The organism is Ensifer sp. CCNWLY38 (assembly GCF_037120565.1).
GTDB lineage: Bacteria > Pseudomonadota > Alphaproteobacteria > Rhizobiales > Rhizobiaceae > Ensifer > Ensifer adhaerens_H.
Window position 1 is genome coordinate 165,265 of sequence record NZ_JBBBBO010000004.1, and the last position, 25,473, is coordinate 190,737.

26 protein-coding genes and 1 tRNA gene are annotated in these 25,473 nt (G+C 62.4%); 18 read left to right on the plus strand and 9 right to left on the minus strand.

Annotation, left to right across the window (positions count from 1 at the left end):
• The first annotated feature begins 3 nt into the window (after positions 1–3).
• The 3 genes from recQ to tdh all read left to right on the plus strand — a co-directional run bounded on the left by recQ (position 4) and on the right by tdh (position 4,331).
• A complete protein-coding gene (gene recQ, locus V7S54_RS10405; protein ID WP_065375690.1) occupies positions 4–1,881 on the plus strand; it encodes a DNA helicase RecQ in 1,878 nt (625 codons plus the stop codon).
• A 216-nt stretch (positions 1,882–2,097) separates the two neighbouring features.
• Positions 2,098–3,285, plus strand: coding sequence for a glycine C-acetyltransferase (locus tag V7S54_RS10410; protein WP_065375689.1), 1,188 nt, complete (start codon positions 2,098–2,100; stop codon positions 3,283–3,285).
• Positions 3,286–3,296: 11 nt separating this feature from the next.
• Positions 3,297–4,331, plus strand: a complete 1,035-nt coding sequence (gene tdh, locus V7S54_RS10415; protein WP_065375688.1) for an L-threonine 3-dehydrogenase — start codon at positions 3,297–3,299, stop codon at positions 4,329–4,331.
• A 36-nt stretch (positions 4,332–4,367) separates the two neighbouring features.
• Here the strand turns inward: tdh and V7S54_RS10420 are convergent, their stop codons facing one another.
• Positions 4,368–4,826 (minus strand): hypothetical protein, encoded by a 459-nt coding sequence (locus V7S54_RS10420; RefSeq protein WP_065375744.1) that lies wholly within the window; start codon positions 4,824–4,826, stop codon positions 4,368–4,370.
• Positions 4,827–5,044: 218 nt separating this feature from the next.
• Between V7S54_RS10420 and V7S54_RS10425 the strand changes: the two genes are divergently transcribed.
• The 4 genes from V7S54_RS10425 to V7S54_RS10440 all read left to right on the plus strand — a co-directional run bounded on the left by V7S54_RS10425 (position 5,045) and on the right by V7S54_RS10440 (position 8,534).
• On the plus strand, positions 5,045–5,389 hold the full coding sequence (locus V7S54_RS10425) for a GFA family protein (RefSeq protein WP_065375687.1): 345 nt from the start codon (positions 5,045–5,047) through the stop codon (positions 5,387–5,389).
• A 147-nt stretch (positions 5,390–5,536) separates the two neighbouring features.
• On the plus strand, positions 5,537–5,761 hold the full coding sequence (locus tag V7S54_RS10430) for a hypothetical protein (RefSeq protein WP_141679482.1): 225 nt from the start codon (positions 5,537–5,539) through the stop codon (positions 5,759–5,761).
• A gap of 89 nt (positions 5,762–5,850) precedes the next feature.
• Positions 5,851–7,908 carry an RNA polymerase sigma factor RpoD gene (rpoD, locus tag V7S54_RS10435; RefSeq protein ID WP_065375686.1) on the plus strand — a complete coding sequence of 686 codons (2,058 nt, stop codon included), beginning with the start codon at positions 5,851–5,853 and terminating at the stop codon, positions 7,906–7,908.
• Positions 7,909–8,240: 332 nt separating this feature from the next.
• Positions 8,241–8,534, plus strand: coding sequence for a GYD domain-containing protein (locus V7S54_RS10440; RefSeq protein WP_065375685.1), 294 nt, complete (start codon positions 8,241–8,243; stop codon positions 8,532–8,534).
• Positions 8,535–8,562: 28 nt separating this feature from the next.
• Here V7S54_RS10440 and V7S54_RS10445 read toward each other — a convergent pair whose 3' ends face one another.
• Positions 8,563–9,378: a DUF2066 domain-containing protein gene (locus V7S54_RS10445; protein WP_141679481.1), complete on the minus strand. Its 816-nt coding sequence runs from the start codon at positions 9,376–9,378 to the stop codon at positions 8,563–8,565.
• Positions 9,379–9,465: 87 nt separating this feature from the next.
• Between V7S54_RS10445 and V7S54_RS10450 the strand changes: the two genes are divergently transcribed.
• Positions 9,466–10,035, plus strand: a complete 570-nt coding sequence (locus V7S54_RS10450; protein ID WP_065375684.1) for a transglycosylase SLT domain-containing protein — start codon at positions 9,466–9,468, stop codon at positions 10,033–10,035.
• A gap of 96 nt (positions 10,036–10,131) precedes the next feature.
• Here the strand turns inward: V7S54_RS10450 and V7S54_RS10455 are convergent, their stop codons facing one another.
• Complete coding sequence (locus V7S54_RS10455; protein ID WP_065375683.1) at positions 10,132–10,584, minus strand: VOC family protein; 453 nt, start codon at positions 10,582–10,584, stop codon at positions 10,132–10,134.
• Between the two features lie 150 nt (positions 10,585–10,734).
• Here V7S54_RS10455 and V7S54_RS10460 point away from each other — a divergent pair, with 150 nt between their 5' ends.
• From V7S54_RS10460 to V7S54_RS10480, 5 genes are all read left to right on the plus strand, one after another.
• Complete coding sequence (locus V7S54_RS10460; protein ID WP_057254348.1) at positions 10,735–11,088, plus strand: DUF1428 domain-containing protein; 354 nt, start codon at positions 10,735–10,737, stop codon at positions 11,086–11,088.
• A 115-nt stretch (positions 11,089–11,203) separates the two neighbouring features.
• The gene (locus tag V7S54_RS10465) at positions 11,204–11,626 is read left to right on the plus strand and encodes a secondary thiamine-phosphate synthase enzyme YjbQ (protein WP_065375682.1); all 423 of its coding nucleotides are present in this window, start codon (positions 11,204–11,206) and stop codon (positions 11,624–11,626) included.
• A gap of 105 nt (positions 11,627–11,731) precedes the next feature.
• Positions 11,732–12,136 (plus strand): ketosteroid isomerase-related protein, encoded by a 405-nt coding sequence (locus tag V7S54_RS10470; RefSeq protein ID WP_065375681.1) that lies wholly within the window; start codon positions 11,732–11,734, stop codon positions 12,134–12,136.
• Positions 12,137–12,262: 126 nt separating this feature from the next.
• Complete coding sequence (locus V7S54_RS10475) at positions 12,263–12,568, plus strand: hypothetical protein (RefSeq protein ID WP_065375680.1); 306 nt, start codon at positions 12,263–12,265, stop codon at positions 12,566–12,568.
• 366 nt (positions 12,569–12,934) lie between these two features.
• On the plus strand, positions 12,935–13,327 hold the full coding sequence (locus V7S54_RS10480) for a hypothetical protein (protein WP_065375679.1): 393 nt from the start codon (positions 12,935–12,937) through the stop codon (positions 13,325–13,327).
• 467 nt (positions 13,328–13,794) lie between these two features.
• On the opposite strand, the gene V7S54_RS10485 is transcribed toward V7S54_RS10480, so the two are convergent.
• Positions 13,795–14,535, minus strand: a complete 741-nt coding sequence (locus tag V7S54_RS10485) for an SIMPL domain-containing protein (RefSeq protein ID WP_065375678.1) — start codon at positions 14,533–14,535, stop codon at positions 13,795–13,797.
• Between the two features lie 257 nt (positions 14,536–14,792).
• On the opposite strand from V7S54_RS10485, the gene V7S54_RS10490 reads away from it, so the two are divergent.
• Positions 14,793–14,868: transfer RNA gene (locus V7S54_RS10490), tRNA-Ile, on the plus strand.
• Between the two features lie 258 nt (positions 14,869–15,126).
• On the opposite strand, the gene V7S54_RS10495 is transcribed toward V7S54_RS10490, so the two are convergent.
• Complete coding sequence (locus V7S54_RS10495; protein WP_210183810.1) at positions 15,127–16,764, minus strand: lytic transglycosylase F; 1,638 nt, start codon at positions 16,762–16,764, stop codon at positions 15,127–15,129.
• A gap of 1,637 nt (positions 16,765–18,401) precedes the next feature.
• Between V7S54_RS10495 and V7S54_RS10500 the strand changes: the two genes are divergently transcribed.
• On the plus strand, positions 18,402–18,755 hold the full coding sequence (locus V7S54_RS10500) for a hypothetical protein (protein ID WP_083203737.1): 354 nt from the start codon (positions 18,402–18,404) through the stop codon (positions 18,753–18,755).
• Between the two features lie 168 nt (positions 18,756–18,923).
• Complete coding sequence (locus V7S54_RS10505; protein ID WP_336408375.1) at positions 18,924–19,952, plus strand: glycoside hydrolase family 26 protein; 1,029 nt, start codon at positions 18,924–18,926, stop codon at positions 19,950–19,952.
• 103 nt (positions 19,953–20,055) lie between these two features.
• On the opposite strand, the gene V7S54_RS10510 is transcribed toward V7S54_RS10505, so the two are convergent.
• The 3 genes from V7S54_RS10510 to V7S54_RS10520 form a co-directional block, all read right to left on the minus strand.
• Positions 20,056–20,295 (minus strand): DUF982 domain-containing protein, encoded by a 240-nt coding sequence (locus V7S54_RS10510; protein WP_057253209.1) that lies wholly within the window; start codon positions 20,293–20,295, stop codon positions 20,056–20,058.
• A gap of 129 nt (positions 20,296–20,424) precedes the next feature.
• Positions 20,425–21,147 (minus strand): GntR family transcriptional regulator, encoded by a 723-nt coding sequence (locus V7S54_RS10515; protein ID WP_083203743.1) that lies wholly within the window; start codon positions 21,145–21,147, stop codon positions 20,425–20,427.
• A 202-nt stretch (positions 21,148–21,349) separates the two neighbouring features.
• Positions 21,350–22,144, minus strand: coding sequence for a DUF1194 domain-containing protein (locus V7S54_RS10520; protein WP_065375675.1), 795 nt, complete (start codon positions 22,142–22,144; stop codon positions 21,350–21,352).
• Between the two features lie 158 nt (positions 22,145–22,302).
• Here V7S54_RS10520 and V7S54_RS10525 point away from each other — a divergent pair, with 158 nt between their 5' ends.
• Together V7S54_RS10525 and V7S54_RS10530 are read left to right on the plus strand one after the other, a co-directional pair.
• Entirely contained in the window at positions 22,303–23,616 is a 1,314-nt protein-coding gene (locus tag V7S54_RS10525; protein WP_065375674.1) for a glucoamylase family protein, read from the plus strand.
• 20 nt (positions 23,617–23,636) lie between these two features.
• Positions 23,637–24,461 (plus strand): (2Fe-2S)-binding protein, encoded by an 825-nt coding sequence (locus V7S54_RS10530; protein WP_065375673.1) that lies wholly within the window; start codon positions 23,637–23,639, stop codon positions 24,459–24,461.
• 51 nt (positions 24,462–24,512) lie between these two features.
• Here V7S54_RS10530 and V7S54_RS10535 read toward each other — a convergent pair whose 3' ends face one another.
• Positions 24,513–25,310, minus strand: coding sequence for a CbtA family protein (locus V7S54_RS10535; protein WP_065375672.1), 798 nt, complete (start codon positions 25,308–25,310; stop codon positions 24,513–24,515).
• Positions 25,311–25,473 lie beyond the last annotated feature (163 nt).

Genomic DNA, 25,473 nt, shown 5'->3' on the forward strand with positions numbered 1-25,473 from the left:
ATGATGGAGTTTGTCGAAAGGGCGAAGCGCGCCGCAAGCGCTGCCGGCCATCTCTTCGACGACGCCGGCCCGGCGCCGCTCGATGTGCTGAAGCGCGTCTATGGCTATTCCGCCTTTCGCGGTAGACAACAGGAAGTGGTCGAGCACGTGACCGGCGGCGGCGATGCCGTCGTGCTCTTTCCGACCGGTGCCGGAAAATCGCTCTGCTTCCAGATCCCGGCGCTCTGCCGTCCCGGGCTTGGCGTAGTCGTCTCGCCTTTGATTGCGCTGATGCGCGACCAGGTGGAGGCATTGAAACAGCTCGGCGTCAATGCCGCGGCCCTCAACTCGTCGCTGACCCGCGAGGAGGCGATCGCCGTGCGGCGCCAGATCTACGATGGCACGCTCGACCTTCTCTATGTGACGCCGGAGCGGATCGTCACCGATGGCTTCGCCGATCTTCTCGGCGATGCCCGCATCGCGCTCTTCGCCATCGACGAGGCGCATTGCGTTTCGCAATGGGGCCATGATTTTCGCCCGGAGTACCGCGCGCTCGGGCTTTTGGCCGAGCGTTATCCCGGCGTGCCGCGCATCGCGCTCACGGCCACCGCCGATCCGCATACGCGCGACGATATCGTCGAAAGGCTGGCGCTGACCAATGCCAAGGTCTTCACCACCAGCTTCGACCGGCCGAATATCGCCTATGAAATCGTCGAGCGCGACCAGCCGCGCCAGCAATTGCTGCGTTTTCTTTCGCGCTTCAAGGGTTCGTCCGGCATCGTCTATTGCCTGTCGCGTGCGAAGGTCGAGGATACGGCCGAGTGGCTGAACGCGCAGGGGATCCGGGCGCTGCCCTATCACGCCGGCATGGACCGCACGCTCAGAGACAAGCATCAGGACGCGTTTCTGAAAGAGGAAAGCCTCTGTCTCGTCGCGACCGTCGCCTTCGGCATGGGCATCGACAAGCCCGATGTGCGTTACGTCGCCCATCTCGACCTGCCGGGATCGGTAGAGGCCTATTACCAGGAAACCGGGCGTGCCGGCCGCGACGGCCAGCCCTCCGACGTCTGGATGGCCTATGGCATGGCCGACGTGCTGCAGCGCCGCCGCATGATCGACGAGGGCGGGGCGGCGGACGACATCAAGCGCATCGAGCGCGGTAAGCTCAACGCGCTCTTGGCGATCTGCGAGACCGCCGGCTGCCGCCGCCAGGCGATCCTCGCACATTTCGGCGAAGCCCATCCCGGCCGCTGCGGCCATTGCGACACCTGCCTGAAACCGGTCGAGACCTGGGATGGCACGGAAGCCGCGATCAAAGCGCTTGCCGCGGTTTATCGCACTGGCGAGCGCTTCGGCACCGGCCATGTGGTCGATGTGCTAATGGGCACGGTCAACGAAAAGACCGAGCGTTTCGGTCATGTCGATATGCCGGTCTTCGGCGCGGGCAAGGATCTTCCTGTTCGTACCTGGCAATCGGTCTTCCGGCAGTTGCTGGCGGCGGGGCTGATCAGCGTCGATCACGCAGCCTTCGGGGCGATGAAGCTCGAACCGGACGCGCGCGCCGTCTTCAAGCGCGAACGCCAGGTGTTCTTCCGCAAGGACAGGCCGACCTCGGGCAAGGCTGCGCGGGCCGGAAAGTCGGGCTCGCAGCGCGAGCGCGCCGATCTTGCCGGCTCCGACCTCGAATTGTTCGAACTCCTTCGCGCCGAGCGCTTCGCTATTGCCAAGGACCTGAACGTACCGCCCTATGTCGTCTTCCCGGATGCGACGCTGATCGCGCTCGCCAAAGAACGCCCGCGCGATTTCGACGCGTTGCTCGACATCCCCGGCATCGGCGAGAGCAAGCGCGAGCGCTACGGCGAGGCGTTCCTGGCAGTGATCGACGGGTATGTGGATGGGTGAGTTCGGGCAGGGCGGGCGTTAAAGCGGCGAAGGAATCTGTCCGTGAGGGCGTGCTCGGCGACACAATATATCTGCGCCGCCGTCTCGCGTTGAAATGGCCTGTCGTTTTTGCCTGCCGGAGCGCCCGTAACCTGCGGGACCGCGGGATTTTGCTGCAAGTCAAAAGCCGTCATGATACTCGTCAGGCACGCGATGTTATTTTACAGCGAGAGCGCCATGACTTCAGCCTTCCTCTCCCATCTTCGTTCCGAACTCGAGGGCCTGAAGACGGCCGGGCTTTACAAGTCTGAGCGTGTCATCACCTCGAAGCAGGCGGGCGAGATCGCGGTTGCCTCGGGCGACCGTGTGCTCAACTTCTGCGCCAACAACTATCTCGGCCTCGCCGATAATGCGGAACTGGCCGAGGCCGGCAAACAGGCGCTCGACCGTTACGGCTACGGCATGGCCTCGGTGCGCTTCATTTGCGGCACGCAGGAGGAGCACAAACAGCTTGAGGCGCGGATCTCGTCGTTCCTCGGCCTGGAAGACACGATCCTCTATTCCTCCTGCTTCGATGCCAATGGCGGACTGTTCGAAACGCTGCTCGGCGAAGAGGATGCGATCATCTCCGACGCGCTCAATCACGCCTCGATCATCGACGGTGTGCGCCTGTCGAAGGCCAAGCGCTTCCGTTATGCCAACAACGACATGGCGGCGCTGGAAGAGGAACTGAAAAAGTCGGAAGGCAGCCGCTTCAAGCTGATCGCCACCGACGGCGTGTTCTCGATGGACGGCATCATCGCCAATCTCGGGGGCGTCTGCGACCTTGCCGACAAATACGGCGCCATGGTCATGGTCGATGACAGCCACGCGGTCGGCTTTGTCGGCAAACATGGTCGTGGCTCGGCCGAACATTGCGGCGTCGAGGGCCGGATCGACATCATCACCGGCACGCTCGGCAAGGCGCTTGGCGGCGCGTCGGGCGGTTACACCTCGGCCAGAGCCGAGGTGGTCGAGTGGCTGAGGCAGCGCTCGCGCCCCTATCTGTTCTCCAACACATTGGCGCCGGTCATTGCCGCGGCCTCGCTGAAGGTCTTCGACCTGATCGAAAACGGCGCTGCGCTGCGCGACCGGCTCTATGCCAATTCGGCACTGTTCCGCACCGAGATGTCGAAGCTCGGCTTCACGCTCGCCGGCGAAGGGCATCCGATCATCCCTGTCATGCTCGGCGATGCGGCGCTCGCCCAGGAGATGGCGGCGCGCATGCTGCAGAAGGGCGTCTATGTCATCGGCTTCTCCTTCCCGGTGGTGCCGAAGGGCCAGGCGCGCATCCGCACACAGATGTCGGCGGCCCACAGCGAGAACGACGTGCGCCGGGCGATCGCCGCCTTCGAAGCGGTCGGCCGCGAGCTTGGCGTGATTTGAGGGAGGGACTGATGACGAACATGATGAAGGCGCTGGTCAAGTCGAAGCCGGAAGAAGGCCTCTGGATGGAGCGCGTGCCGGTGCCGGAGATCGGCCCGAACGACGTGCTGATCAAGGTGAAGAAATCGGCGATCTGCGGTACCGACGTGCACATCTGGAACTGGGACCAGTGGGCGCAGAAGACCATCCCGGTGCCGATGGTCGTCGGCCATGAGTTCATGGGCGAGATCGCCGAGGTCGGCTCGGCCGTGACAAAATACCATGTCGGCGAGCGGGTGTCGGGCGAGGGCCATATCGTCTGCGGCAAGTGCCGCAACTGCCGCGCCGGCCGCGGCCATCTGTGCCGCAACACGCTCGGCGTCGGCGTCAACCGGCCGGGCTCGTTCGGCGAGTTCGTCTGCCTGCCGGAGTATAACGTCGTGCCGATCCCGGAGGACGTGCCGGACGAGGTTGCGGCAATCTTCGACCCGTTCGGCAATGCCGTGCACACCGCCCTTTCCTTCGATCTCGTCGGCGAGGACGTGCTTGTGACCGGCGCCGGGCCGATCGGCATCATGGGGGCGCTCGTTGCCAAGCGCTCGGGTGCGCGCAAGGTGGTGATCACCGATATCAACCCGACGCGGCTGGCGCTCGCCAAGAGCGTCGGCATCGATTACGTCGTCGACGCCTCAAAGGAGAACCTTGCCGATGTGATGAAGGCGATCGGCATGACCGAGGGTTTTGATGTCGGGCTGGAAATGTCGGGGGCGGCACCGGCCTTCCGCGACATGATCGACAAGATGAACAATGGCGGCAAGATCGCCATCCTCGGCATTGCGCCGGCCGGCTTCGAGATCGACTGGAACAAGGTGATCTTCAAGATGCTCAACCTCAAGGGCATCTACGGCCGCGAGATGTTCGAGACCTGGTACAAGATGATCGCCTTCGTGCAGGGCGGGCTCGATCTATCCCCGGTCATCACCCACCGCATCACCATCGACGAATTCCGCGACGGCTTCGAGGCCATGCGCTCCGGCAATTCCGGCAAGGTGGTGATGGACTGGTAAGGCCAGAGGGGGCCGCACGCGTGATGCGTGGCGGGCTCAGTTGGCGAGGCCGAACTGGATCTCGATTTCGTGGTAGCGGGCGCCTTGGCCGGCCCAGCGATGATAGATCTCGCGGCTCTCGCCGGAGAAATTGTGCCTGCTCATCTCGATCTGCTCAACCAGCGGCGCGTAGCCCTGGGTAAACAGGCTGCGCATCGGCCCCTGATGCCGGGCGGACGCCACCATGATCGGCTCGAGCTCGAACAGGTCAAGGTCGCCGCAATAGTCGTCACCGCCGGTGACCGGGCGGCAGATGCGCCAGTTGAACAGGGTCTTGGCATTTTTCGGCAGGTTATGCGCGATGAAGATCCAGGGCCCCGCGGGCGCCAGGCGAGAGCGTTCCATCTCCGCCTCGATGACAGGCGCCAGCGCGACGCTTTCACTTTTGACGTCGGGAATGGTGAGGCGCCGCGCGATCGATAGCACGCGCATGGCGTCGGTTTCCTTGATGAGCATTTGAGCCTCCATGAGATCGGCGGCGAAGGTCATCCGCGATCGGGTCGGGCGCAAGCGAGAAACCGGAATAATCTTGCGAATTTCCATCTGAAATTGGCGTCGTGGGGAATGGGTTTGCGCGAATATCGCCGCGCGCAAACCCGCTTGCTTGGACGCGGCGCCGCTCTATCTTGGCCGGAGGCCATCAGGGTTGTTGGCGGAATAGGGGAGATCGGTGCATGCGTTATGAGGGAAGCTGCCATTGCGGCAAGATCGCCTTCGAGGTGGAAGGGGACTTCGCCGAGGCGGTCGATTGCAATTGTTCGCTATGCCGCCGCCGCGGCGGGCTGCTTGCCTTCGTGGCCCGAGACAGGCTGACGATGAAGACGCCGGAAACGGGCCTCTCGACCTATCTCTTCAACAAGCATGTCATCCAGCATCATTTTTGCGATACCTCCGGCATCGCCCCTTTCGGCGAAGGTGAGGGGCCGCATGGGAAGATGGCGGCGATCAACCTGCGCTGCCTACCGGAGTTCGATCTGGAGGCGGTCAGGATCGTCAAATACGACGGTCGTTCGGTTTAGGAGCAGGGAAAAGATGAAGCCCTGGTTGCGGATGCGGATATGGCACAACGGGACCTTGCCGATTAAATCGGGGGCACCCTTGTCTTTTGGCGGGCAGCGCCTACATCTTCAGCGGAAGCTGATAAACCCCAAAAAGCGATAGTTACGGTGATTTTTGCCGAATCAGCCGGTTTTTCAGCGGAAATGCTTGACGGGATCGAAAATTCTGGGAATCACCATTTCCGAATAAGAAATGGCGAAATGACACGGCGGTTAGGGAATCATGCCAGAGGCGTTTCAGTGGCAGGACTGTCGGAGCTTGCCCGCTTTGCCACGATCGCACTCGTGGTTAAACAGGAATTAAACATCATCCCGTTACGTCAGGGGAAATGATTCGGTGGCGGGTACGCGGCGTGCCCGAACCTTCGAGCGGCATTTGCACCGGGCTCACGCCGGTTGCGACAAGGAAAGCGACGAACTAAATGGCAACCAAAGTCAAAGAAAACGAAGAAGCTGACGTAGAACGCGAAGGTGCTCCGGACGGTCCGCTTCTCGATCTTTCCGACGACGCTGTCAAGAAGATGATCAAGGCCGCCAAGAAGCGCGGCTACGTGACGATGGACGAGCTCAACTCCGTCCTTCCGTCCGAGGAAGTCACCTCCGAACAGATCGAAGACACGATGGCGATGCTGTCCGACATGGGCATCAACGTGATCGAGGACGAGGAAGCCGAAGAGGCTGCCGGCGGCGGTGACGACGAGGCGAGCGACGACGACGGCGAGAGCGAAGGCGGCGAACTCGCGCCTTCCGGCGGCACGGCGCTTGCGACCAGCAAGAAGAAGGAACCGACCGATCGCACCGACGATCCGGTCCGCATGTATCTGCGCGAGATGGGCTCGGTCGAGCTTCTGTCGCGCGAAGGCGAAATCGCGATTGCCAAGCGCATCGAGGCTGGCCGCGAGACGATGATCGCCGGTCTCTGTGAGAGCCCGCTGACCTTCCAGGCGCTGATCATCTGGCGCGACGAACTGAACGAAGGCCAGACGCTGCTGCGCGAGATCATCGATCTCGAAACCACCTATTCTGGTCCTGAGGCCAAGGCTGCTCCGCAGTTCCAGAGCCCGGAAAAGATCGAGGCTGACCGCAAGGCTGCCGAGGAGAAGGAAAAGACCCGCAAGGTGCGCACGGCCGCCAACGACGACGACATCACCAATGTCGGCGGCGATGTCATGCCGACCGAGGAGGAAGAGGAAGACGACGACGAGTCGAACCTCTCGCTCGCCGCCATGGAAGCGGAACTGCGCCCGCAGGTCATGGAAACCCTCGACATCATCGCCGAGACCTACAAGAAGCTGCGCAAGCTGCAGGACCAGCAGGTGGAAGCGCGTCTTGCCGCCACCGGCACGCTGTCGCCCGCCCAGGAGCGCCGCTACAAGGAGCTCAAGGACGAACTGATCAAGGCCGTCAAGTCGCTGTCGCTCAACCAGAACCGCGTCGACAGCCTGGTCGAGCAGCTCTACGACATCTCCAAGCGACTGATGCAGAACGAAGGCCGCCTGCTGCGCCTTGCCGAAAGCTACGGCGTCAAGCGCGACTCGTTCCTCGAACAGTATTCGGGCGCCGAACTCGACCCGAACTGGATGAAGTCGATCAGCAACTTGGCCGGCAAGGGCTGGAAGGAATTCGCCAAGAGCGAAAACCAGACGATCCGCGACATCCGCCAGGAGATCCAGAATCTCGCCACCGAAACCGGCATCTCGATCGCCGAGTTTCGCCGCATCGTCTCCATGGTGCAGAAGGGCGAGCGCGAGGCGCGTATCGCCAAGAAGGAAATGGTCGAAGCCAACCTGCGCCTCGTCATCTCCATCGCCAAGAAGTACACCAACCGTGGCCTGCAGTTCCTCGATCTGATCCAGGAAGGCAACATCGGCCTGATGAAGGCGGTCGACAAGTTCGAATACCGCCGCGGTTACAAGTTCTCGACCTACGCCACCTGGTGGATCCGTCAGGCGATCACCCGGTCGATCGCCGACCAGGCCCGCACGATCCGCATTCCGGTGCACATGATCGAGACGATCAACAAGATCGTCCGTACCTCGCGCCAGATGCTGCACGAGATCGGCCGCGAGCCGACGCCGGAAGAACTGGCCGAAAAGCTCGCCATGCCGCTCGAAAAGGTGCGCAAGGTCCTGAAGATCGCCAAGGAGCCGATCTCGCTCGAAACGCCCGTCGGTGACGAAGAGGATTCACACCTCGGCGATTTCATCGAGGACAAGAACGCGCTGCTGCCGATCGACGCTGCCATCCAGGCGAACCTGCGCGAGACGACGACCCGCGTTCTCGCTTCGCTGACGCCGCGCGAAGAGCGCGTGCTGCGCATGCGCTTCGGCATCGGCATGAACACCGACCACACGCTCGAAGAAGTCGGCCAGCAGTTCTCGGTCACCCGCGAACGTATCCGTCAGATCGAGGCGAAGGCGCTCAGGAAGCTCAAGCATCCGAGCCGCTCCAGGAAGCTGAGAAGCTTCCTGGACAGCTAAGCAAGCCGCAAGCTGCGCTCGTTCCTACTGCATGTTTCCTTTAATCGTAGCCGGTTAAAGGACAAAAACATGCAGCCATTCAAAGTACTACAGCGACCTTTGCGCGTCTGATAAGACGCGCGGCGCTGTAGTCAGCTAGAGTCGGGTACATCGAAAATGAGAAGAGCCGGGCAGATCGCCCGGCTTTTTCGTTTCTGCCTCACCCAAGCGATTTATTGTGAGGCTCTGCGCCCAGGAGTATAGTCGCGCTTTCGCAGCAATCTGGGGCACCCCGTCTAAGTCGCGGGAGCAATCGCACCGCGGGCGTGAAGCGTGCCCCGTGGAGGTGTAGGATGACCACTTATGTCGTGCTCCTCAACTGGACAGAGCAGGGCGTGAAGAATGTGCGCGAGTCTCCAAAAAGGCTCGACGCGGCAAAGCAGGTGCTTTCCGACATGGGCGGCTCCTTCAAGCATTTCTTTTTGACCATGGGCGAATACGACATGGTGGCCGTCGTCGAGGCGCCCGATGACGCCGTCGCTGCACGCTTTGCGCTCACCCTCGGCATGGCCGGCAACGTGCGCTCGAAGACGCTGAAAGCCTTTCCCGAGGCCGCCTATCGCGAACTGATTGCCTCGCTCGGATAGGCCGAGCCGGCAGCGACACTGGAGCTGCTCAGGGCGACCCGTTTCCCGAAAGGATGCGGGCCGCTCCGCGTAGCGCATTGCGGAAAGCGTCGTCGAAGCTGACGCCGCTGACATGCCATTCATAGCTTTTACCGGCGGACAGCATCCGCCAATTGGCGATCCAGCCGCGCGCTTGATCGGACCAGACCAGTGTGCCCGCAAGCGTCACGTTCCCCTCGCTCAGCATTGCGAGCCTGGCGAAGCTCTCCGGGCCCGCTTGCGATATGGTGGCAAAGTCCAGCCCCCCACCGGCGACGGCCGCCCTGTCCGGCAGGGCGACCGAGAGCGCCAACGGTGTCGCGGCGGCGCGGAGCGAGTCGGCCATATAGGGGCTTTCGTCGCCGTCGCGCGCCAGTACGAAACGGCGCCTCTGATCCTCGACCGCCAGCAGCACGGCGATCACCGGGCGGGGCGCAAGCCATGGCTTTCGACCGAGCTTTGCAAGAAGCGGGTCAATCGTCGCCGGCGCGTAGCGGCAGGTGAGATCGTGCGGCCGATCGTGAGTGCCCTGTTCGTCGTGGATCGGGATACCTTCGAGCCGGTCGCGGTAGGAAAAGGACGAGGCGAAGCTGCCGGCCTCAGCCACCAGCGCTGCGAAGCCGGGCGCGTCGAGGATCGTCGGATCACCCGACAGTTTGACCAAAACTTCACTGAGGCATTCGCGAAAGCCGATCTGCCGGTTGATCTCGCCGGTGCCGGTGACGATCGCGTCGCTCTGATAAAGCCGGCCGATGTCGCCGGCGTTTGCGGGACTGCCAAGGCCCGCGGCGAAGAGGAGCGGCAGCAGCATCCGTGACATCGCCATGCCGTTCTCCCGATCGTTCGCCTTTGAATCAAAAGAGATCCTTAAGGTTTACACTTTATCAATCTCTCGGAAACCCGAGGTTCTGCGATGCGTTGCGTATTTGTCGTCGTCCTCCTGTTGCTGGCCGGCTGCGGAACGGTGCCGAGAGACACCCGGAATGCCTGTGCGGTTTTCGAGCAGCAAGACGGCCTGTTCAACAACTGGCGCCGGGAGGCTTACAGCGCCCAGCGCGAATACGGCGTGCCCGTGCCGATCCTGATGGCGACAGTTTATACCGAGTCCGGCTTCCGCCATAATGCGCGGCCGCCGCGCACCAAGCTCTTCGGCTTCATCCCCTGGACGCGCGTTTCGACCGCCTATGGCTACTCCCAGGCGCTCGACGGCACCTGGGCGCGCTACCAGAGCGAGACCGGCCGCTGGGCGGCGCGGCGCTCGGACTTCGGCGACGCCATCCGCTTCATTGCCTGGTATCACCGCGAGAGCGCACAGCAGAACGGCATCGCGCTCAACGACGCCTACCGGCTCTACATCGCCTATTACCACGGCCACGCCGGCTATGCGCGGGGCAACTGGAGCGATACGGCCAAGACCGGCGCCAAGCGGGCGGCCGGTATGGCTTCGATCTACAATCGGCAATTGCGCGGCTGCGGCAGCTAGAGCGTTTCCGGTCAAAAACGGGCCCGCGGAAAGGCTCTAGCTATTTTTTACGCAATTCCGGACGCAAAACCGTTTCACACTTTAGCTGAAATTGCTTTAGCCGGCCGCCGCCCGCTCGAGTTCGGCGACCTCGATCTTGATCATGCCCATCATCGCCTGCTGGGCGCGGGCGGCGCGGGCCGGATCGGGATCGCTGAGGTGCCGCATCAGTGCGTCGGGAATGATCTGCCAGGCAAGGCCGAACTTGTCCTTGAGCCAGCCGCAATGCTGCGGCGTGCCGCCTTCGAGGAACCGGTCCCAATAGTAGTCGACCTCCGTCTGGTCGGCGCAGCGCACGAAAAACGATACCGCCTCGTTGAACTTGAAATGCGGGCCGCCGTTCAGCCCCATGAAGTGCTGCCCCTCGAGTTCGAAGCTCGCGGTGAAGGCCCTGCCATCGGGGCCTTTCTTGATGTCGGTAACGCGGGCGTTGCGGAAGATGGAGGTGTAGAAGCCGATGGCTTCCTCCAGTTGATCGTCGAACCAGAGAAAAGGCGTGATCTTCTGCATGGATATGTCTCCCGTGGTGATTGGTACCAACTAAGGACGAACGGGCGATGCCCGTTCCGACAGGCGCCGCTCGAAAAAATTGAAGGTGGTGTCGGAACCTTTATGCCCCGAGCGTCCTATGCTGGTCGAAAGAACAAGGAGGATTTCTCAATGAACTATGTGGATGGTTTTGTCGTTGCCGTGCCGAAGGCGAATATCGAGGCGTACAAGGCGATGGCCAAGGCGGCCGGCGACGTCTGGATGGAATATGGCGCGCTCTCCTACAACGAATGCCTGGCAGACGACGTGCCCTATGGCGAGGTGACGTCCTTCCCCCGCTCGGTGCAGGCCAAGGACGACGAGACCGTGGTCTTCTCGTGGATCGCCTACAAGTCCCGCGCCGACCGCGACACGATCGTCGCCAAGGTGATGGCCGATCCGCGGCTGCAGGGCGATGCCTGGAAGGAAGTCTTCGACGGCAAGCGCATGATCTATGGCGGCTTCCAGACCTTCCTGGAGATGTAGCGGCGCGTTGCCTTTTTCCTGCGGTCACTGCCTTGGACCGGGAACGGTCCAGGGGTAGAAGCGTTGGGCAAATCAACGCGTTGCATCTGCCTTGCATTGCCCGCCGGAGATCGACATGCCGCAGACGAGCATCACAATTTCCACACGCGGCCAGGGGCTCTACGAGTTCACGGACGAGGCGGTCGCCTTCGTGCGGGCCAATACGGACGGCGAGGGGCTTTTGACCGTCTTCGTCCGGCACACGTCCTGCTCGCTTCTCATCCAGGAAAATGCCGACCCGGATGTCAGACGCGACCTCGACGCCTTTTTCCGCCGTCTGGTGCCGCCATCCTCCGATCCCTCGATGAGCTGGGTCGTGCACACCCAGGAAGGACCGGACGACATGCCGGCGCATATCAAGGCGGCACTGACGCCGGTTTCGCTCGGCATTCCCGTTGCCGGTGGTCGTATGCTGCTCGGCACCTGGCAGGGGATCTACCTCTTCGAACATCGCGACCGGCCGCACCGCCGCGAGATCGTGCTGCACCTTGGCGCTTGATGCCTGTCCGATCGATGCGACAGGGCGCAATTGACCGGAACGGGATCCGTTCTAGTTAGAGCATGGAGACCAAAGGGCTACAGCGCGGCGTCGGAGAGGAACAGGATGACGGATGCACAGACCATTGCCAATCGCTTCATCGAGGCGCTGAACCAGCGTGATTTCGAGGCGCTGGCTCGGCTCGTCCATGAGGATGTCGAGCTCGATTCGCTGACCGGCCAGCGCACCGTCGGCGTTGGCCCCTTGCGCGCCTGGCTGATGAATTATCTGCGCCGTTTCGACGAACAGTTCGGCGATGTGGTGTTGATGCGCGATGCCTTCGGCCAGCGGGTGGCGGCGGACCTGACGGCGCGCGGCACCTATCGCGAAACGATGGAGGGCTTCCCCGCCGCGTCCGGCCAGAGCTATTCCATTCCAAGCGTGCTGATCTTCGAGATCGAAGACGGCGCCATCACCCGCCTCAGCCATTATCGCAACATCCGCGTTTTCGAACGGGCGCTCGCCAGCTGACGAGCGCTCGGATTGACAGAAACGCGCGATAGCGGAAATTTACGATGGCAGGCGCGCGCGGGCTGCCTGTCCTATGGCACCGGTTGCCGACCGGATTGTTGTTTTGCGTTGACCAGGAGAAGATCCATGAAAGCCATGTTTCGTAATTCGGTTCTGGCGGTTGCGCTCGCCGTGACGAGCTTCGCAAGCCTGCCGGCCGAGGCTGCGGCCCCGATGCCGCTGCCGACGATGGAGCGTGGCGACGTCGATCTCGCTCGCCATCGCGGCTACTGCTCGCCGCGCGAAGCACTGCGCCGGGCCTGGCGCCTGGGCTTCCAGCGCGCCCGGGTCGAGCGGGTCACCCATTCCCGTGTCGTCGTGGTCGGTTGGCGCCGCGGGTATTTGAGCCGGGTCGTCTTCGCCAATGCCTATGGCTGCCCGCGAATCGGCTGATTGCCACCTTCGACGCCAGAAAATACCTCGGCGTTCATTGGGCGCGGCCGTCCCGGCGGCGCCTGATTTGCCTTTGCCGCGATGATCGTGCGGCTGATTTGCCCCTTCCGTTCCGAGCCGCTTCGTAGCGCGTCTTGATCGCAAGAAGTCATTTTGGATCAGTAGCTTATCATTCACAAGCGCTCCGTGTGACCGCCTTCCTTGCAAGGCGAATCTCGCGCCAAAGAGGGGCGGATCGCGCTCCGGCATTCTGAACCTCCCATGAACACCAGGTTCCGCTGTCGTTCAGCTTGGGAAACCTATCCTTTGCTCAATCGCTTGGGACGGTGATTGCCCCATTGAACCCTTCAAGCCTGGAGAGATGTCATGAAGAACCGCTTTTTTAACGCCGCAGCCGCAGCCGTCATTGGATTGACTGGCCTGCTCGGTGCAGCTTCCACCGCTTCGGCGGACTCGATCGAATTCGGCTTCGGCCCGAGTGACGGCATCGACGTGCAGTACCGCGACTATAACGGCGGCTATGGCGACGAGCGCGACTGGGGTCGCGGCCGCGGCCGTGACCGCCACTGGGATCGTGATCGCCGCGGCCGCTGCGCCCCGTGGATGGCCGTCGACAAGGCGCGCGATCGCGGCCTGCGCCGCGCCTATGTCGCCGACGTCACGCCGCGCCGCGTCGTCGTCGAAGGCCGCCGCCACGGCTACCGCCAGACGATCGTCTTCGCAAACGCCCGCGGCTGCCCGACGATCGGCCGCTGGTAAGCTTCGATCCTGAAATCTTCCCGCCTTGTCTCCCCCGGCCGGCGGAAGAATGGCCCCTTATGCTTCGGCATGGGGGGCCTTTTTCGTTTGTGCCAACGGGTGGTCGTGCCCAGGCACTCGCTCCGAGGCGGCCCGCTCCGCCAGCCATTTTGGGGAAACGCCTGTCCTCAAACATCATCCTCGGGCATGACCCGCGCCTATGCGCACAGCGATGACGACCTTGGTTCTCGCCTCAAGGGCGAGGATGACGCGCGTAGCCCGAGCTGGTTTCGACCCAAAGGCTTCCTTTGGCGGTCGGACTGTCGGTGGCCGCGACCGCGGCAACACCTGCTTCGCACGCCCACATCCATCCGCAAACGCACACTCGGCGTACCGCCCAAAACACTTCGCCCCCGGCGGCCGATCTCCGGCACCAGGGGCGAGGATTAAGTGAAATCCCGCGCGCGGTTGCGGCGGGCCTTGCAAGCTTACTGCTTGATTTCGAAGGTCACGTTGACCGTGACGTTGTAGCTGTTCTCGCCGGTTGCGACCGGAACGGCGTCGGCTGCATATTCCTTGGCCATGCCGGCGCGCATCATCGGGACCGGCTCGGGACGGAAGCCCTGTTCTGAGATGTTGAGGATCTTGCCGATCGAGACGCCGGCAGCTTCGGCGAGAACCTTCGCCTTGACGATGGCGTCGGCGACCGCCGCCTTGCGCGCCTCGGTGATGACGGCTTCCGGCTTGTCGTTGGTGAACTGCACGCCGCCGCCCTGGTTGACGCCGAGCGTCACCGACTTGTCGACGATTTCGCCGAGTTTGGCGAGGTCACGCACGCGGACGCTGACGCCGTTTATCACCTGGTAGCCGATCAGCTCCGGCGGGCGATTGCCGCCGTCGGTATTGGTCGGGTAGTTGTATTGCGGGTTCACCGAAAAGCCGCTCGTCTGCAGGTCGCGATCGGCAATGCCGTCGGCCCTCAACGCCTTTAGCACTTCGGCCATGGCCTTGTTGTTGGCGTCCAGCGCTTCGCGGGCGGTCTTGGCGTCCTTGACGACGCTGAGCTGCAGGACCGCCATGTCGGGAGCGACCGTCGCGCGGCCTTCGCCGGCAACGACGATGGTCGCCTTGTCCTTGTCGGTCTCCTGCGCCTGAGCGGCGGCCACACCGGCAAAAGCGGCGGCGAAAGCGGCGATCGAAAGCGTGCGGGCAGTGCGTGTGGAAATCATGGTCTATGTCTCTCCGGTTGTTCCGTCCCTGGCGTCTTCATGCTCGGCGATTGTGTGAGCATTGCGGCAATGGCTTGTCGGCAAAAAGGTTTTCGGCTAGAGCCATTGCCACCGCGAACTGCCATTGGTTCGCGCACCTGGATCACCACGGTGCCACGCGTTTTTATCAGAGGCGCAAAGGTTGCTGTAGTACTTAGAGTTGCTGCATGTCCTATCCTCGAATCGTTACGATTTGAGGAAGCCTGCAGATCCAGAGTGGGCCTGTAGCTCAATGGTTAGAGCCGGCGGCTCATAACCGCTTGGTTGGGGGTTCGAGTCCCTCCGGGCCCACCAATCACCTTTATTCATTGATTTTGCTAGATTTTTTTTGCTGTTTTTGTCCCACATTTGGTATGCAGCATCGGTTTGAGACAGATAGGCAGCTTTTGTTATTTGGTAAGAATAACTATTTTTCCGGTTTTTGGACGTCCCTGACAGAATATCCTGGATTCGGCGTTGAGGACCAACGGCCTTAATAGGCATGACAACTATGCGCTACAGGCGGACTTCGATCTGTCATCTGGGAGCAGCACCTCGCTGCGAACTGGAAGCTCATGGACTCTCGCTCTTCATCTGCCGCGCTGCTCGCTCGCTCTCTGCCCTCGCTTCCAAGATCAGATGGTAGGCGATGAAATACTTGTAGATGTTGCCGACGTAGGTCACCGTCTCCGCCCCGATCTTGTCGGCGGCGACATACTCCACGTTGTGGAACCATATGTTCGGATCCAGCCCGCGCTTGGCGGCTTCCTTGCGCAGCCGCGATATCCGGCCGGCGCCGGCATTGTAGGAGGCGAACGCAAACAAGGCCTTATCCAGATTGGTCATGGGCTCCTTGGCGTAGTACTGGTCTATTATCCAACGCATGTACTTGATGCCGGCGTGGATGTTGGCGTCGACATCGGTGATGTCGCCCACGCCGAGTTCCTTGCCAGTGGCGGGCATGACCTGCATCACGCCGATGGCCCCCACCTTGCTGCGGGCGGCCTGATTGAGCTGGGATTCCTGGTAGCCCTGGGCAGCCATCAGCAACCAGTCCACATCGTAGGTGTCGCCGTACTTCTCGAAATGCTGGATCAGGGCGAGGAATTTTTCGCGCTCGGATTCGGACGCCGCGTCCTTCACATATTTTGCGCTCTTCAAGTATCGCTTCAGGATCGTGTTCCCCGCCGTGGTCCCTTGGGCATGGCGAGCCACGAAAGTGTCGACGGCGGCCTTGAGCTGCGGGCTCCCCTTGCGGATCGCCCACGCGATGTCGCCGCCGGTGCGCACCGCCACCGCGTCATGCACCGTGATATTGGGGAAGATCTGCTTCCAGAGGTCTGCCTTGTGCTTGTCCACTAGAATGAGCGGAATCAGCCCAGCGCTCACCATCTCGATCAGATCCTCGTCCTCGAGCTCCTCCGGCGCCTCTTTGATGATCGCGGCAGGCCTGTTTTCCGCGGCAAAGCGCTGGTTGAGTGCCACCAGGCTTTCGTAGTAGCTGGAGGACTTGCGCACAAAGACCATCTTCCCCGCCAGGTCGTCCACGCTGGACACCACGGGCGAGGCGGGACCGGAGACCACGAGCTCGCTGACGTTGCGATACACGGGCGTGGAGAAGTCAACCAGCTTCTGTCGCTCTGCAGTAATAGTGAGGTTGGACGCCGCAATATCGCCCTTGCCGGCAGCCAGCGCCGCTAGCAGGTCGCCCCGTGCGACCGGAACGAACACTACCCGCACCTTGAGATGCTTCTGCTTCTTCTCCTTGGCCAGCCCCTTGTTCAGATCTTGCTCGAACACGCGAAAGAGGTCGTAGGTCGCGCCGCGCTGGACGCCCTTGTTCACAAAGTAAAACGTTTTGCTGTAGACCGTCAGGACTCGAATCGTCCCCCGCTTGATCATGCCGTCGAGATCGCCGGTCATTGGCTTCATGGCTTCTTCGGGCACGATGGTGAGTTGCTCACGCGGCGGTGTCTGGGGCGACGGCTCGGCTGTGGCGATCGTAGCGAACGGGCCGGCAAACAGGGTACAGGCGAGAGCCACAGCGACGACGAGGTTGAGCCGCGAGCGGGTTGGAGCCAGGCGGTGCGGTCGCAGGTGGGAATTCCTCAACATGCCAGTGTTGACGGCGACCGCTTCGATTGCGCGGCTCAAAAGCGCAGCGGAGGGCACGATAGCTACGAGCGACATGAGAAACAAAAACGCGTGCACCTCAGGGGACTCCTATTCCAGGAGAACAACGACGGGTACGAAAACGATGAGCGCACAGTTGTTTGGCGAACTTTGCCTACGATGGCCCTTCCCACAGAGAAGGGTGGTGGAGCGACAGAGGTTCTTTCCTCAAGATTGCCCATAACCTCCTCTGGGATCCCACAAGGAAATTTACCACCTTTTACGGTCGGCGTCGCAGCATTCCATCTTCTGGCCCCCTTTGGTCTCCCCCGATTGCCGTTGATCCGGCGGAGTTGAACCCTACAATCCTCCGGCAGTTTGGTGGCTGTGGGGATAGGCGCGATTTCAAGGCGTACTTGGTTCAGGTATTTGCGGATCGTATCGGACCGCCTGAAGGGCTGTTTGAGATAGCGTTCAACGGAAAGTCGCGACGCGCGTGCGCGATCTACGAGGCTGTCTCCGACATGAATACAGGCAGCGACGGTCAAAAGATGATTGCCGCTACCGATCCGATATGGGTGTCAGCCGTCTCCCCTCAGTCTGCGGAGAACGCCATCTTCGAAACACTCGTTGAGCAGGGCGAAGACGAGTACCCGATATAGCCGGACTAGAGCTTTGCCGTTCTTGGTCAGAAGTGAGCTTTCCTCAGCCGACCGTGGGCACCTTCATAGGTGGTACTCTTTTGGGTGTCCTGCCGAACGGGATTCTTTTGCCGACCTCGCTGTGACTTTGCAGATCTCTGCCGTCAAGGTTTGGCGGCATTCCTAACTGCAAGCATCGTCGCGCGCGGGACAATCTCCGTAAAAAGCATAACGACTTCAGGCGTGGGTTTTTTGTCCCACATTTTTAGAAGTACCTGAATTCGTTGTGTTTTCGGAATTCCTCCGGGCCCACCAAAATATCACGATTTCAATTGGTTAGATGCAGGTTATCCAGCTGGGTTAGCCAGTTTTATGTGAACCCGTCTGGTGAGTCGGATCATTGCGTCGCGTGCAAGCCGCTTGCCTGCGGCTTCACGGCTGTACAGCTCCGAGTGGGCAGTATCGGCCGCAGATGGGCGCTGATCTCAAGCTTCAGGGGACCACTTGGCGCAGACCAAAAAAATGCCCGCAGGACGCGGGCAGTTTTGGAGTGGGCGCATACGCTCAAACATGTTGCGCCTGGCACCAAAGTGGCTGCCAGAGGTCAACGAACTGTAAATGCGCGATGGCTAAAAATGAGGAATGGGGGTGCTGCTTCCGTTCCCATGGCGTGCTGTTTCACCGGTAGGCGCGGCGTTTGCGGCGTCTTCGCCGCCGATTTTCCGCGGTCATGCGAGATTTTTCCGTGCGGACCATCCGGCATCGCCGTTGCCGCATCTACTACCGGGCGTGGTGGCCGGCGGAGTGGGTAGGGTGATGGTGGGCGCGTTCTCACTCGCGCCTTCTGTCGGGCAAGCATCTGGTTTTCCTGCTTTGTCTTCCCGGTTCTCATGCCGCTTCCCGAGCGCAGGGTGCGGTCGATCTGCGGCCGCGTTGGCACTTGGACCGTGCCTTCAGGCGCAACCACTGGAAGAAAAGCCTAAGAAAGAATTTGTTAATTTAAGCAATTTATAATGGAAAAGGGCTTGAACTGTGCCGCCATATCCCTCAAAGGAGGCACCGGGCGGCCATTGCCGCCAATTCGAAAGGATGCTTATGCGAGATAAGACCGCATGTGCCGGCGAAAGCCGAACCACCATTTCGGGTTTCAAGTATCTCGTACCGACCGCTTCCATTCTTGGCCTTCTGCTCCTTTCCGCCGGCTGCTCGTCGACGGTCATCGGTGAAACGCCGCTGTTTTCGTCGAGCCATTCCAGCGCCTATGCAAGCCCTTCGGTCAAGATCCGCAAGGAAGAGAAGCAGTTGCGAGTCGCCGAGGCTGATGAGGATGTGGTCGCGCCGCAGCCCGTGAAAAAGAGCGCAGCCAGCTATCTGGGCCGCGCGCCCTATATCTGTTCGCCGAGCGGCTTCGGCCGCACGTCGCACTGCTTCCTGAGAGCTTCGCTCTAACGGGACTGTCTCTGTTCGCGTTTGCGTAATTCCGATGCGGTGAAGCCGCCTCGGATCGTTTGGGGATCGGGGCGATCCCCTCTTTGGCGGTGACCTTCTGACCGCCGCACGCGTGATGTGTCCAGTTTCATTCGCGGCGTCGCGAGACGATCCGCCGGAGAATGTTCGTTGTCTGCCAGACTTTTGAGATCAGCCCTTGCCGCGGGAACTCTGGCGCTTTTTGCCGTCGCCGGAACGCCGGCGGCGCGTGCGGGTGATCCGGCCGATGGCATCGACTGGGCGCTGACGACTGCGGCGATCGCGCCGCAGGCAAAGGGCGCGACGGAGAGGGCGGTTACCATCGGCGTCTACGATCCGCATGACGCCGTTGCCGACAGCGATGCGCTCGAGCTCGAACATGTGTTCGTCTATTGGCAGAAGCCGGACCGGGCGCTGTTGAAGCGCAAGATCGCGATCGCGACGCGGCAGGGGCGGGCGCTGATGCTCTCGGTCGAGCCCTATACCCACGCGGCCGACTGGCGCGCCGGCGGCGAAAGGCTGTTTGCCGATATCGGCAAAGGCCGCTTCGATCGCGAGATTGGCGACGTTTGTGCCCATGCTGCCGCTTTCGACGGCCCGGTCTATGTGCGCTGGGGCCACGAGATGGAGGACCCCGATGGTCGCTATCCCTGGGCGCGCCGCGACAAGGAGGGCTACAAGAAGGCGTTTCGCTATTTCGTCAGCAAATGCCGGGAGCTGGCGCCGGAGGCGCGGTTCGTCTGGTCGCCGAAGGGCCACCGCAATCTCGCCGGTTATTATCCGGGTGACGATGTCGTCGATGTCGTCGGGATCCCCGTCTGGGGCCTGCAGAAGATGGACGTCGACTATTGGGGGCGTGAGCGCCGCTTCGGCGAGGCGCTGAACGAAAAGTACCAGCGCGTCGCGGGCTTCGGCAAACCGGTCATGATCGCCGAACTCGGCGTCTCGGGCTCGGCCGACTACAGGCGCGCCTGGTACAAGGAAATCCTCGACCAACAGACCTATCGCCGGTCCTTCCCGCTTTTGACCGCTGTCGTTTTCTTCAACGACAAGGAGCCCTACAAATGGCCGCTCGGCTACGGCTCGCCGGACTGGCGTCTCGACAAGGAAGCGCTGAAGACGCTTGCCGACCGTCAGTCGAAGGAAGCGGCCGAACTCATGCGTCACGAAGTGCGATAGCGCGCTCGCGGGGTCTGGCAGCGTTCTTGGGGGGGGGCGATGCGCCGATCGTCCTTCGGCGCATCGTAAGAGACCCGATCTACGGACCTTTCGGACTTCCACGTCAGGCCAGAAGCAGGCCCGATTCGCGGGCAGCGGCAGCAAAGCAGCGGCTGGCCCGGTCCGTACTCGTCAATCCATCCAGCGCGTCCAGGCAGCGCCTGAGAGCCGCGCGGTATTCCCGTCCGCGCCGCCCCGGCCATTGCCGCAGCAACTCGACGGCTTCGAAGACCGTTCTGACGACGGTCTGCCGTTTTGCGGATAACCGGAGGGGGATGGGGGTGGCGAAGAACTTCTCGCTCATTTGCTTTCCTCGTTCACAGTCTTTTTCGAGCGCGAGGCCAACGCTGTGGCGCGGGAATGGTTCCGCCGGATCGCGGACTTTTTTCGGCCCGTGAACTTTTCGTGATTCCCGGAGCGCTTGGAGCGGGCCCTAAAGCTCGAGTGCTGCCTTGAGGTCGGTCGATTTGTGGACGCGCAGGTCGAGATCGGCTTCGATATGGTCGATATGGTGGACCATGAGCCTGGCGGCCGCGTCGATGTCGCCGCGTTCCAGCGCGTTGACGATTTCGTCGTGTTCGTTGTGGCCGCAGCTCGAAACGGTCGACTGGCCGTAAAGCGCGATCACCAGCGAGGAGCGGGCAACGAGTTCGTCCATGAAGCGGCGAAGAATGGCATTGCGGCTGAGATCGGCGAGCGCCAGGTGAAAATCGCCCGATGCCTTGATCTCGGCACGGCGGGCCGAGTGGCCGCGCTGGTCGGTGAGCTGCCGTTCGGCCGCCAGCATGCGCCTGAGCTCGGCGAGCTCGGCCTTGCCGATATTCGGCGCCGCAGCCCGCACGACGCCCGGCTCGATCAGCCGGCGGGTCGCGAAGATCTGGCGCGCCTCGTCGATCGAGGGATGGGCGACAAAGGCGCCGCGGTTCTTCTCGACGCTGACGAGCCCTTCATAGGAGAGCGCCTGCAGGGCGGCGCGCACCAGCGTGCGGCTGACGTTGAAGAGTTCGCCGACATCGCTTTCGGAAAGCTTGGTGCCGGGCGCAAGGCGCCGCTCGACGATCGCATCGCGCAACGTGTCGCGGATATGCTGACTGCCAGTGTCGGCGGCGGTGTCTGTGGCCATGTCGGCTGGTGGAGGCGTTGTGGTCAAGGACATGAATCGATCCGCGAAATAACGGCTCATCTTATCGCCGGGCGAAGCGAAGGGAAACGACAATCTGACGCGCATGGGTTGCGCGCCGACAACTGCATGTTTCCTTAAATCGTACCCGATTTAAGGAAACATGCAGCGCTTCAACGTGCTGCAGCGACCATTGCGCGTCTGATATGACGCGCGGCGCCGTCGGGGCGGCGAGGGGCTATTTGTCGAGTTCGGGATAGACGCGGTCGAGGAAGCCGGGCCTGAGCTTCTCGCCGATCAGACAGTCGGATGCCGGAAGGGCATCGGCCAGGCGAACGGTGGGCGGCGGCGGCAGACCGCTGACCTCGAGCACCAGCTTCTGGCGAATTGCGATCGAAAAATCCTCGGGCTCGTGCACCGGCAGCACGAAGGACCCCGGGCCGCCGATGACGCATTCGGCGTAATACTGGTCGAGCGGGCCGGTCGAGACCGAGGGGCGGATGAGGATCGCAAGCCCGTTGATGGTGATGCCGCGGGCGACCGCCGTCTCGCGGGCGGGAATGACCGGCGGGCCGATGTTGTTCGGGCCGTCGCCGGAGACGTCGATGACCCGGCGAATGCCGTTGAAGGCGTTCGAATCGATCAGCATCGTACCGTAGGTGATCGCATTCGAGATCGACGTGCCGCGCCGGGTGCCGACCGGTCTCGCCTCGATCAGCTTGGCAAAGGCATCGGCGTCGGCGGCGGTGGAGATCACTTGCCAGGCAACGACGGAGGATTCGTTAACCGTTCCGGCCCATTCGAAGTAGCCGATGGCGATCTTGCCCAGTTGCCCGCTTGCGACCGCATCGAGGAAATCGCGGTGCCGGAGCGCCTCTACGTAACCAGCGCGCTGGATGCGCGCCTCGTCCAGATCCATCGAGCCGGACATATCGACGGCCAGGACCAGTTCGACATCGACATCCGTCGACGCGGCGGTCGATGGGCTCGGGCCACCACTCAATGAGAGGATCAACGCCAACACGCTCAACATCGCTTCAACCAGTCATTGCGCGCGGTCAGATTAGAAGAATGTAACACAGGATTGGATTTCGGCGACCATTTGGGTGTAGCTGGCCATCAACAAAGAGTGATTTTGCCGGCGTCAGCTCAGAAGGACTTATGACTGGGGCCAGGGTCCGGAAGAGCGGGATGCTGAAACAGACGGAAAATACCGAGCTATTTCAAATCGATGGTCTGCAGAAGGCGGCGTTCGGATACTTCCTCGATCACGCCGATCCGGCCACCGGGCTGATCGCGGATACGTCGTTGCCGGGCGCGCCGTCGAGTATTGCTGCGACCGGTTTCGGCCTTTCCTGTTATCCCATCGGCGTCGAGCGCGGGTGGATTTCGCGCTGCGAGGCGATTGCGCGGGTTTTGACCACGCTGCGCTTCCTGGCCGAGAGCCCGCAGTCGCGCGACCAGCGGGCGAGCGGTTATCGCGGTTTCTACTATCACTTTCTCGATATGCGGACCGGCGAGCGCACCTGGCGCAGCGAACTTTCGACCGTCGATACGGCGCTGCTGATCGCCGGATGCCTGACCGCCTCCGCCTATTTCTCCGGCGAGGACGCGGGTGAATGCGACATCCGCACGCTCGCCGAAAGGCTCTACGCGCGGGTCGACTGGCGCTGGGCGTTGAACCGGAGTGACACACTGACGATGGGCTGGCGCCCGCCCGGCCGGTTCCTGAAGCATCGCTGGCGGGGGTACAGCGAGGCGCTGGTGCTCTATGTTTTGGCGCTCGGGGCGCCCGATCATGCGATCGAGCCGGAGCACTACACCGCCTTTACGGAGGGCTACGACTGGATCGCGGTTGATGGCGGGCCTCATCTCCATGCGGCGCCGCTGTTCATCCACCTGTTCCCGCAGGCCTGGCTTGACCTTCGCGGTCTCGGCGATCGGCCGATGCGCGAGAGGGGCACGGACTACTTCGAGAACAGCCGGCGCGCCATTGCGCTGCAGCGCGACCATGCGCGGCGAAACTCGGGCCGCTTCGCCGGCTATGGCGAACATCTCTGGGGGCTCAGTGCCTGCCATGCGCCACGCGGCCGGCTGCGCCTCAAGGACGGACGCTGGCAGCGGCTTTTGGGCTACGTCAACCGCGGCGCACCCTTCGGTCCGGACGACGGCACGCTCGTGCCCTGGGCAGCGGCGGCCTGTCTGCCTTTCGATCCGGATGCGTCACTATCGGCCCTCGGCCATGTCGCGGCCGGCTATCCCGGGCTTCTGAGAGAGGGACGCTTTCCGGGCGGCTTCAATCCGAGCCTTGTAGGCGAGGGCCCTGCGGGTTGGATCGACGAGCGTGTCGTCGGCCTTGACCAGGGGCTCGTCGTGATGATGATCGAGAATTGGCGGAGCGGCTTCGTCTGGGAGCTGACACGCAGCCTGCCGGCGATCCGGCGCGGTCTTGAGCGCGCGGGATATGAGGGCGGCTGGCTGGCGACGGAGACGGAGACGGCATGAATTCGAGAGATCACCAGCGAATGGCGCAGACGGTCGGGGGATATCCACCGCAGGCGCAGGTGGTGGTCGAGCGGTTGCACGCGCAGTTCCCCGACGCCGGTGTCTCGCTCGGGTCGGCGGACAGTGCCATCAGCGCACCGGCCGCTTTCTGGGCTGCTGGCGGGGCCGGGATCGAGGAGAGCCTTGCCTATCAGGACTTTTTCGCAATCGGCATGACGGACCGCATCCGGGCGGCACATCTGATCGCCTTCTACAGCCGCCAGCTGAGTGTGGTTCTCGGCGCGCTCTACCTTGGCGCGGGTTTTCAGGTCGAGATCGCCGGCATTCGCTTTGAAGACTGGACCCGCGGTTACCAAGACCGGGAAGTTTCCGGCAAGCGCTATCACTTCCGCCTCAGTCTGGCGGAAGGGCCACAACATGCCGAAGGCGTCAGCGCTTTCGAGCGCGGCTTCACCGCCCATCTGGCGCCGGTGATCGCGGTCCTGAAAAAACGCACCGGGCTTTCTTCCGGGGCGCAGTGGCGGCTGGCAGCGGATTCCCTTGCCGGAGCGTTCCTGGAGATCGGTCGCGCGATCGGTGACGAGGCGCGCGGCATGGCCGAGGCGCTCGCGATCGTCAAGCGGCGGGGCTCGCGGTTGTTCTCGGAAGAGCTCTGCTACGAGGAGATCTCCGCGGTCGATTTGGCAAGCGGCGCGCAACTGTCGCGCCAGTATCGGATCCGTTGCGGCTGTTGCCTCTACTTCCAAACGGAGGATGGCAGCTTCTGCGATACCTGCGTCCTGCTGGAACCGGACGATCGCCGCGCGCGACTGGCCGCGCATCTCATGCAAAACGGCGGGGCTTGAACCCCGCCGTCTGTTTGTTCAGGTGCCCATGGAAGGGCGTGATCCGCCGGATCAGTTCGCTCTGGCGAAACGCTCGTTGATGAAGCCGGAGACGACGCCAAGAACGATCCAGAAGGCGAGCGTGGTGGCGAGTGCGGCAACCGCAAACTCGGCGCCGAGAACGGCCGGAACGTTGCTCGTAATATCGACCGGCTGCGGCGCGCCGTAGACGTGCGGTGCTGCGATCAGCGCGAGGCCGACGACCTTGGACACGATCTCCTCGCGCAGGACGACGAGATAGAGGCCGACGGCCGAAAGGGCGACGGCTGCCAGCCACCAGGTCTGGCGGTCGCCAAGCTCGGCGGCCGGGAAACCCGGCAGTTCCGGCGGCAGGCCGATTGCCGGCAGCATGTGCACGGCAAGCCAGCCGCAGGCGCCCCAGAGCGCGCCGTTCCTGAGCGTGATCGGATAGCCGATCACCAGGCTGACGCCGGCCAAGAGCAGACCGAAGCCGGAGCCGGTGACGAGATTGGCGATCAGCGTGCCGGAGAAGCGGCTCATGCCGAACATGATGCCGCCTTCCTCGTGTTCGCCCTCATGGGCATAAGCCGGCGTGATCGGCGACAGTGCATCAAGCAGGGCGCCAACCGGCGAGACCGCCTTCAGCGACGAATGCTGGTCGTGACCCTCGGCGGCGGGTTGCGTCGTTCCAGGCTGTGCAGCGGGCTGCTCGGTTGCAGCCGGAGCCTCGCCTTCGAATTCCTCCGCATGCAGGATCAAAGGCGTGACCCTTAGTTCCTGGGCACCGGTCATGAAGACACCGGCAATCAGTCCAGCCACGATCGCGGCCAGAAGCGTTCTGACAATCATCTTGAAGTCCCTCGATAACGGCAAAAGCCACGCGCTGCGGCGTGGTTTGCAAGCCTTCCCATTCGCTGTGTCATGCGAACCATGCCGGTGCGCCGGCCGAAGCGGCGGCGTGCACAAGCACCGACATCCGGCTGAGGCCGGATGCGTTCAGGTCCGCTTTGTC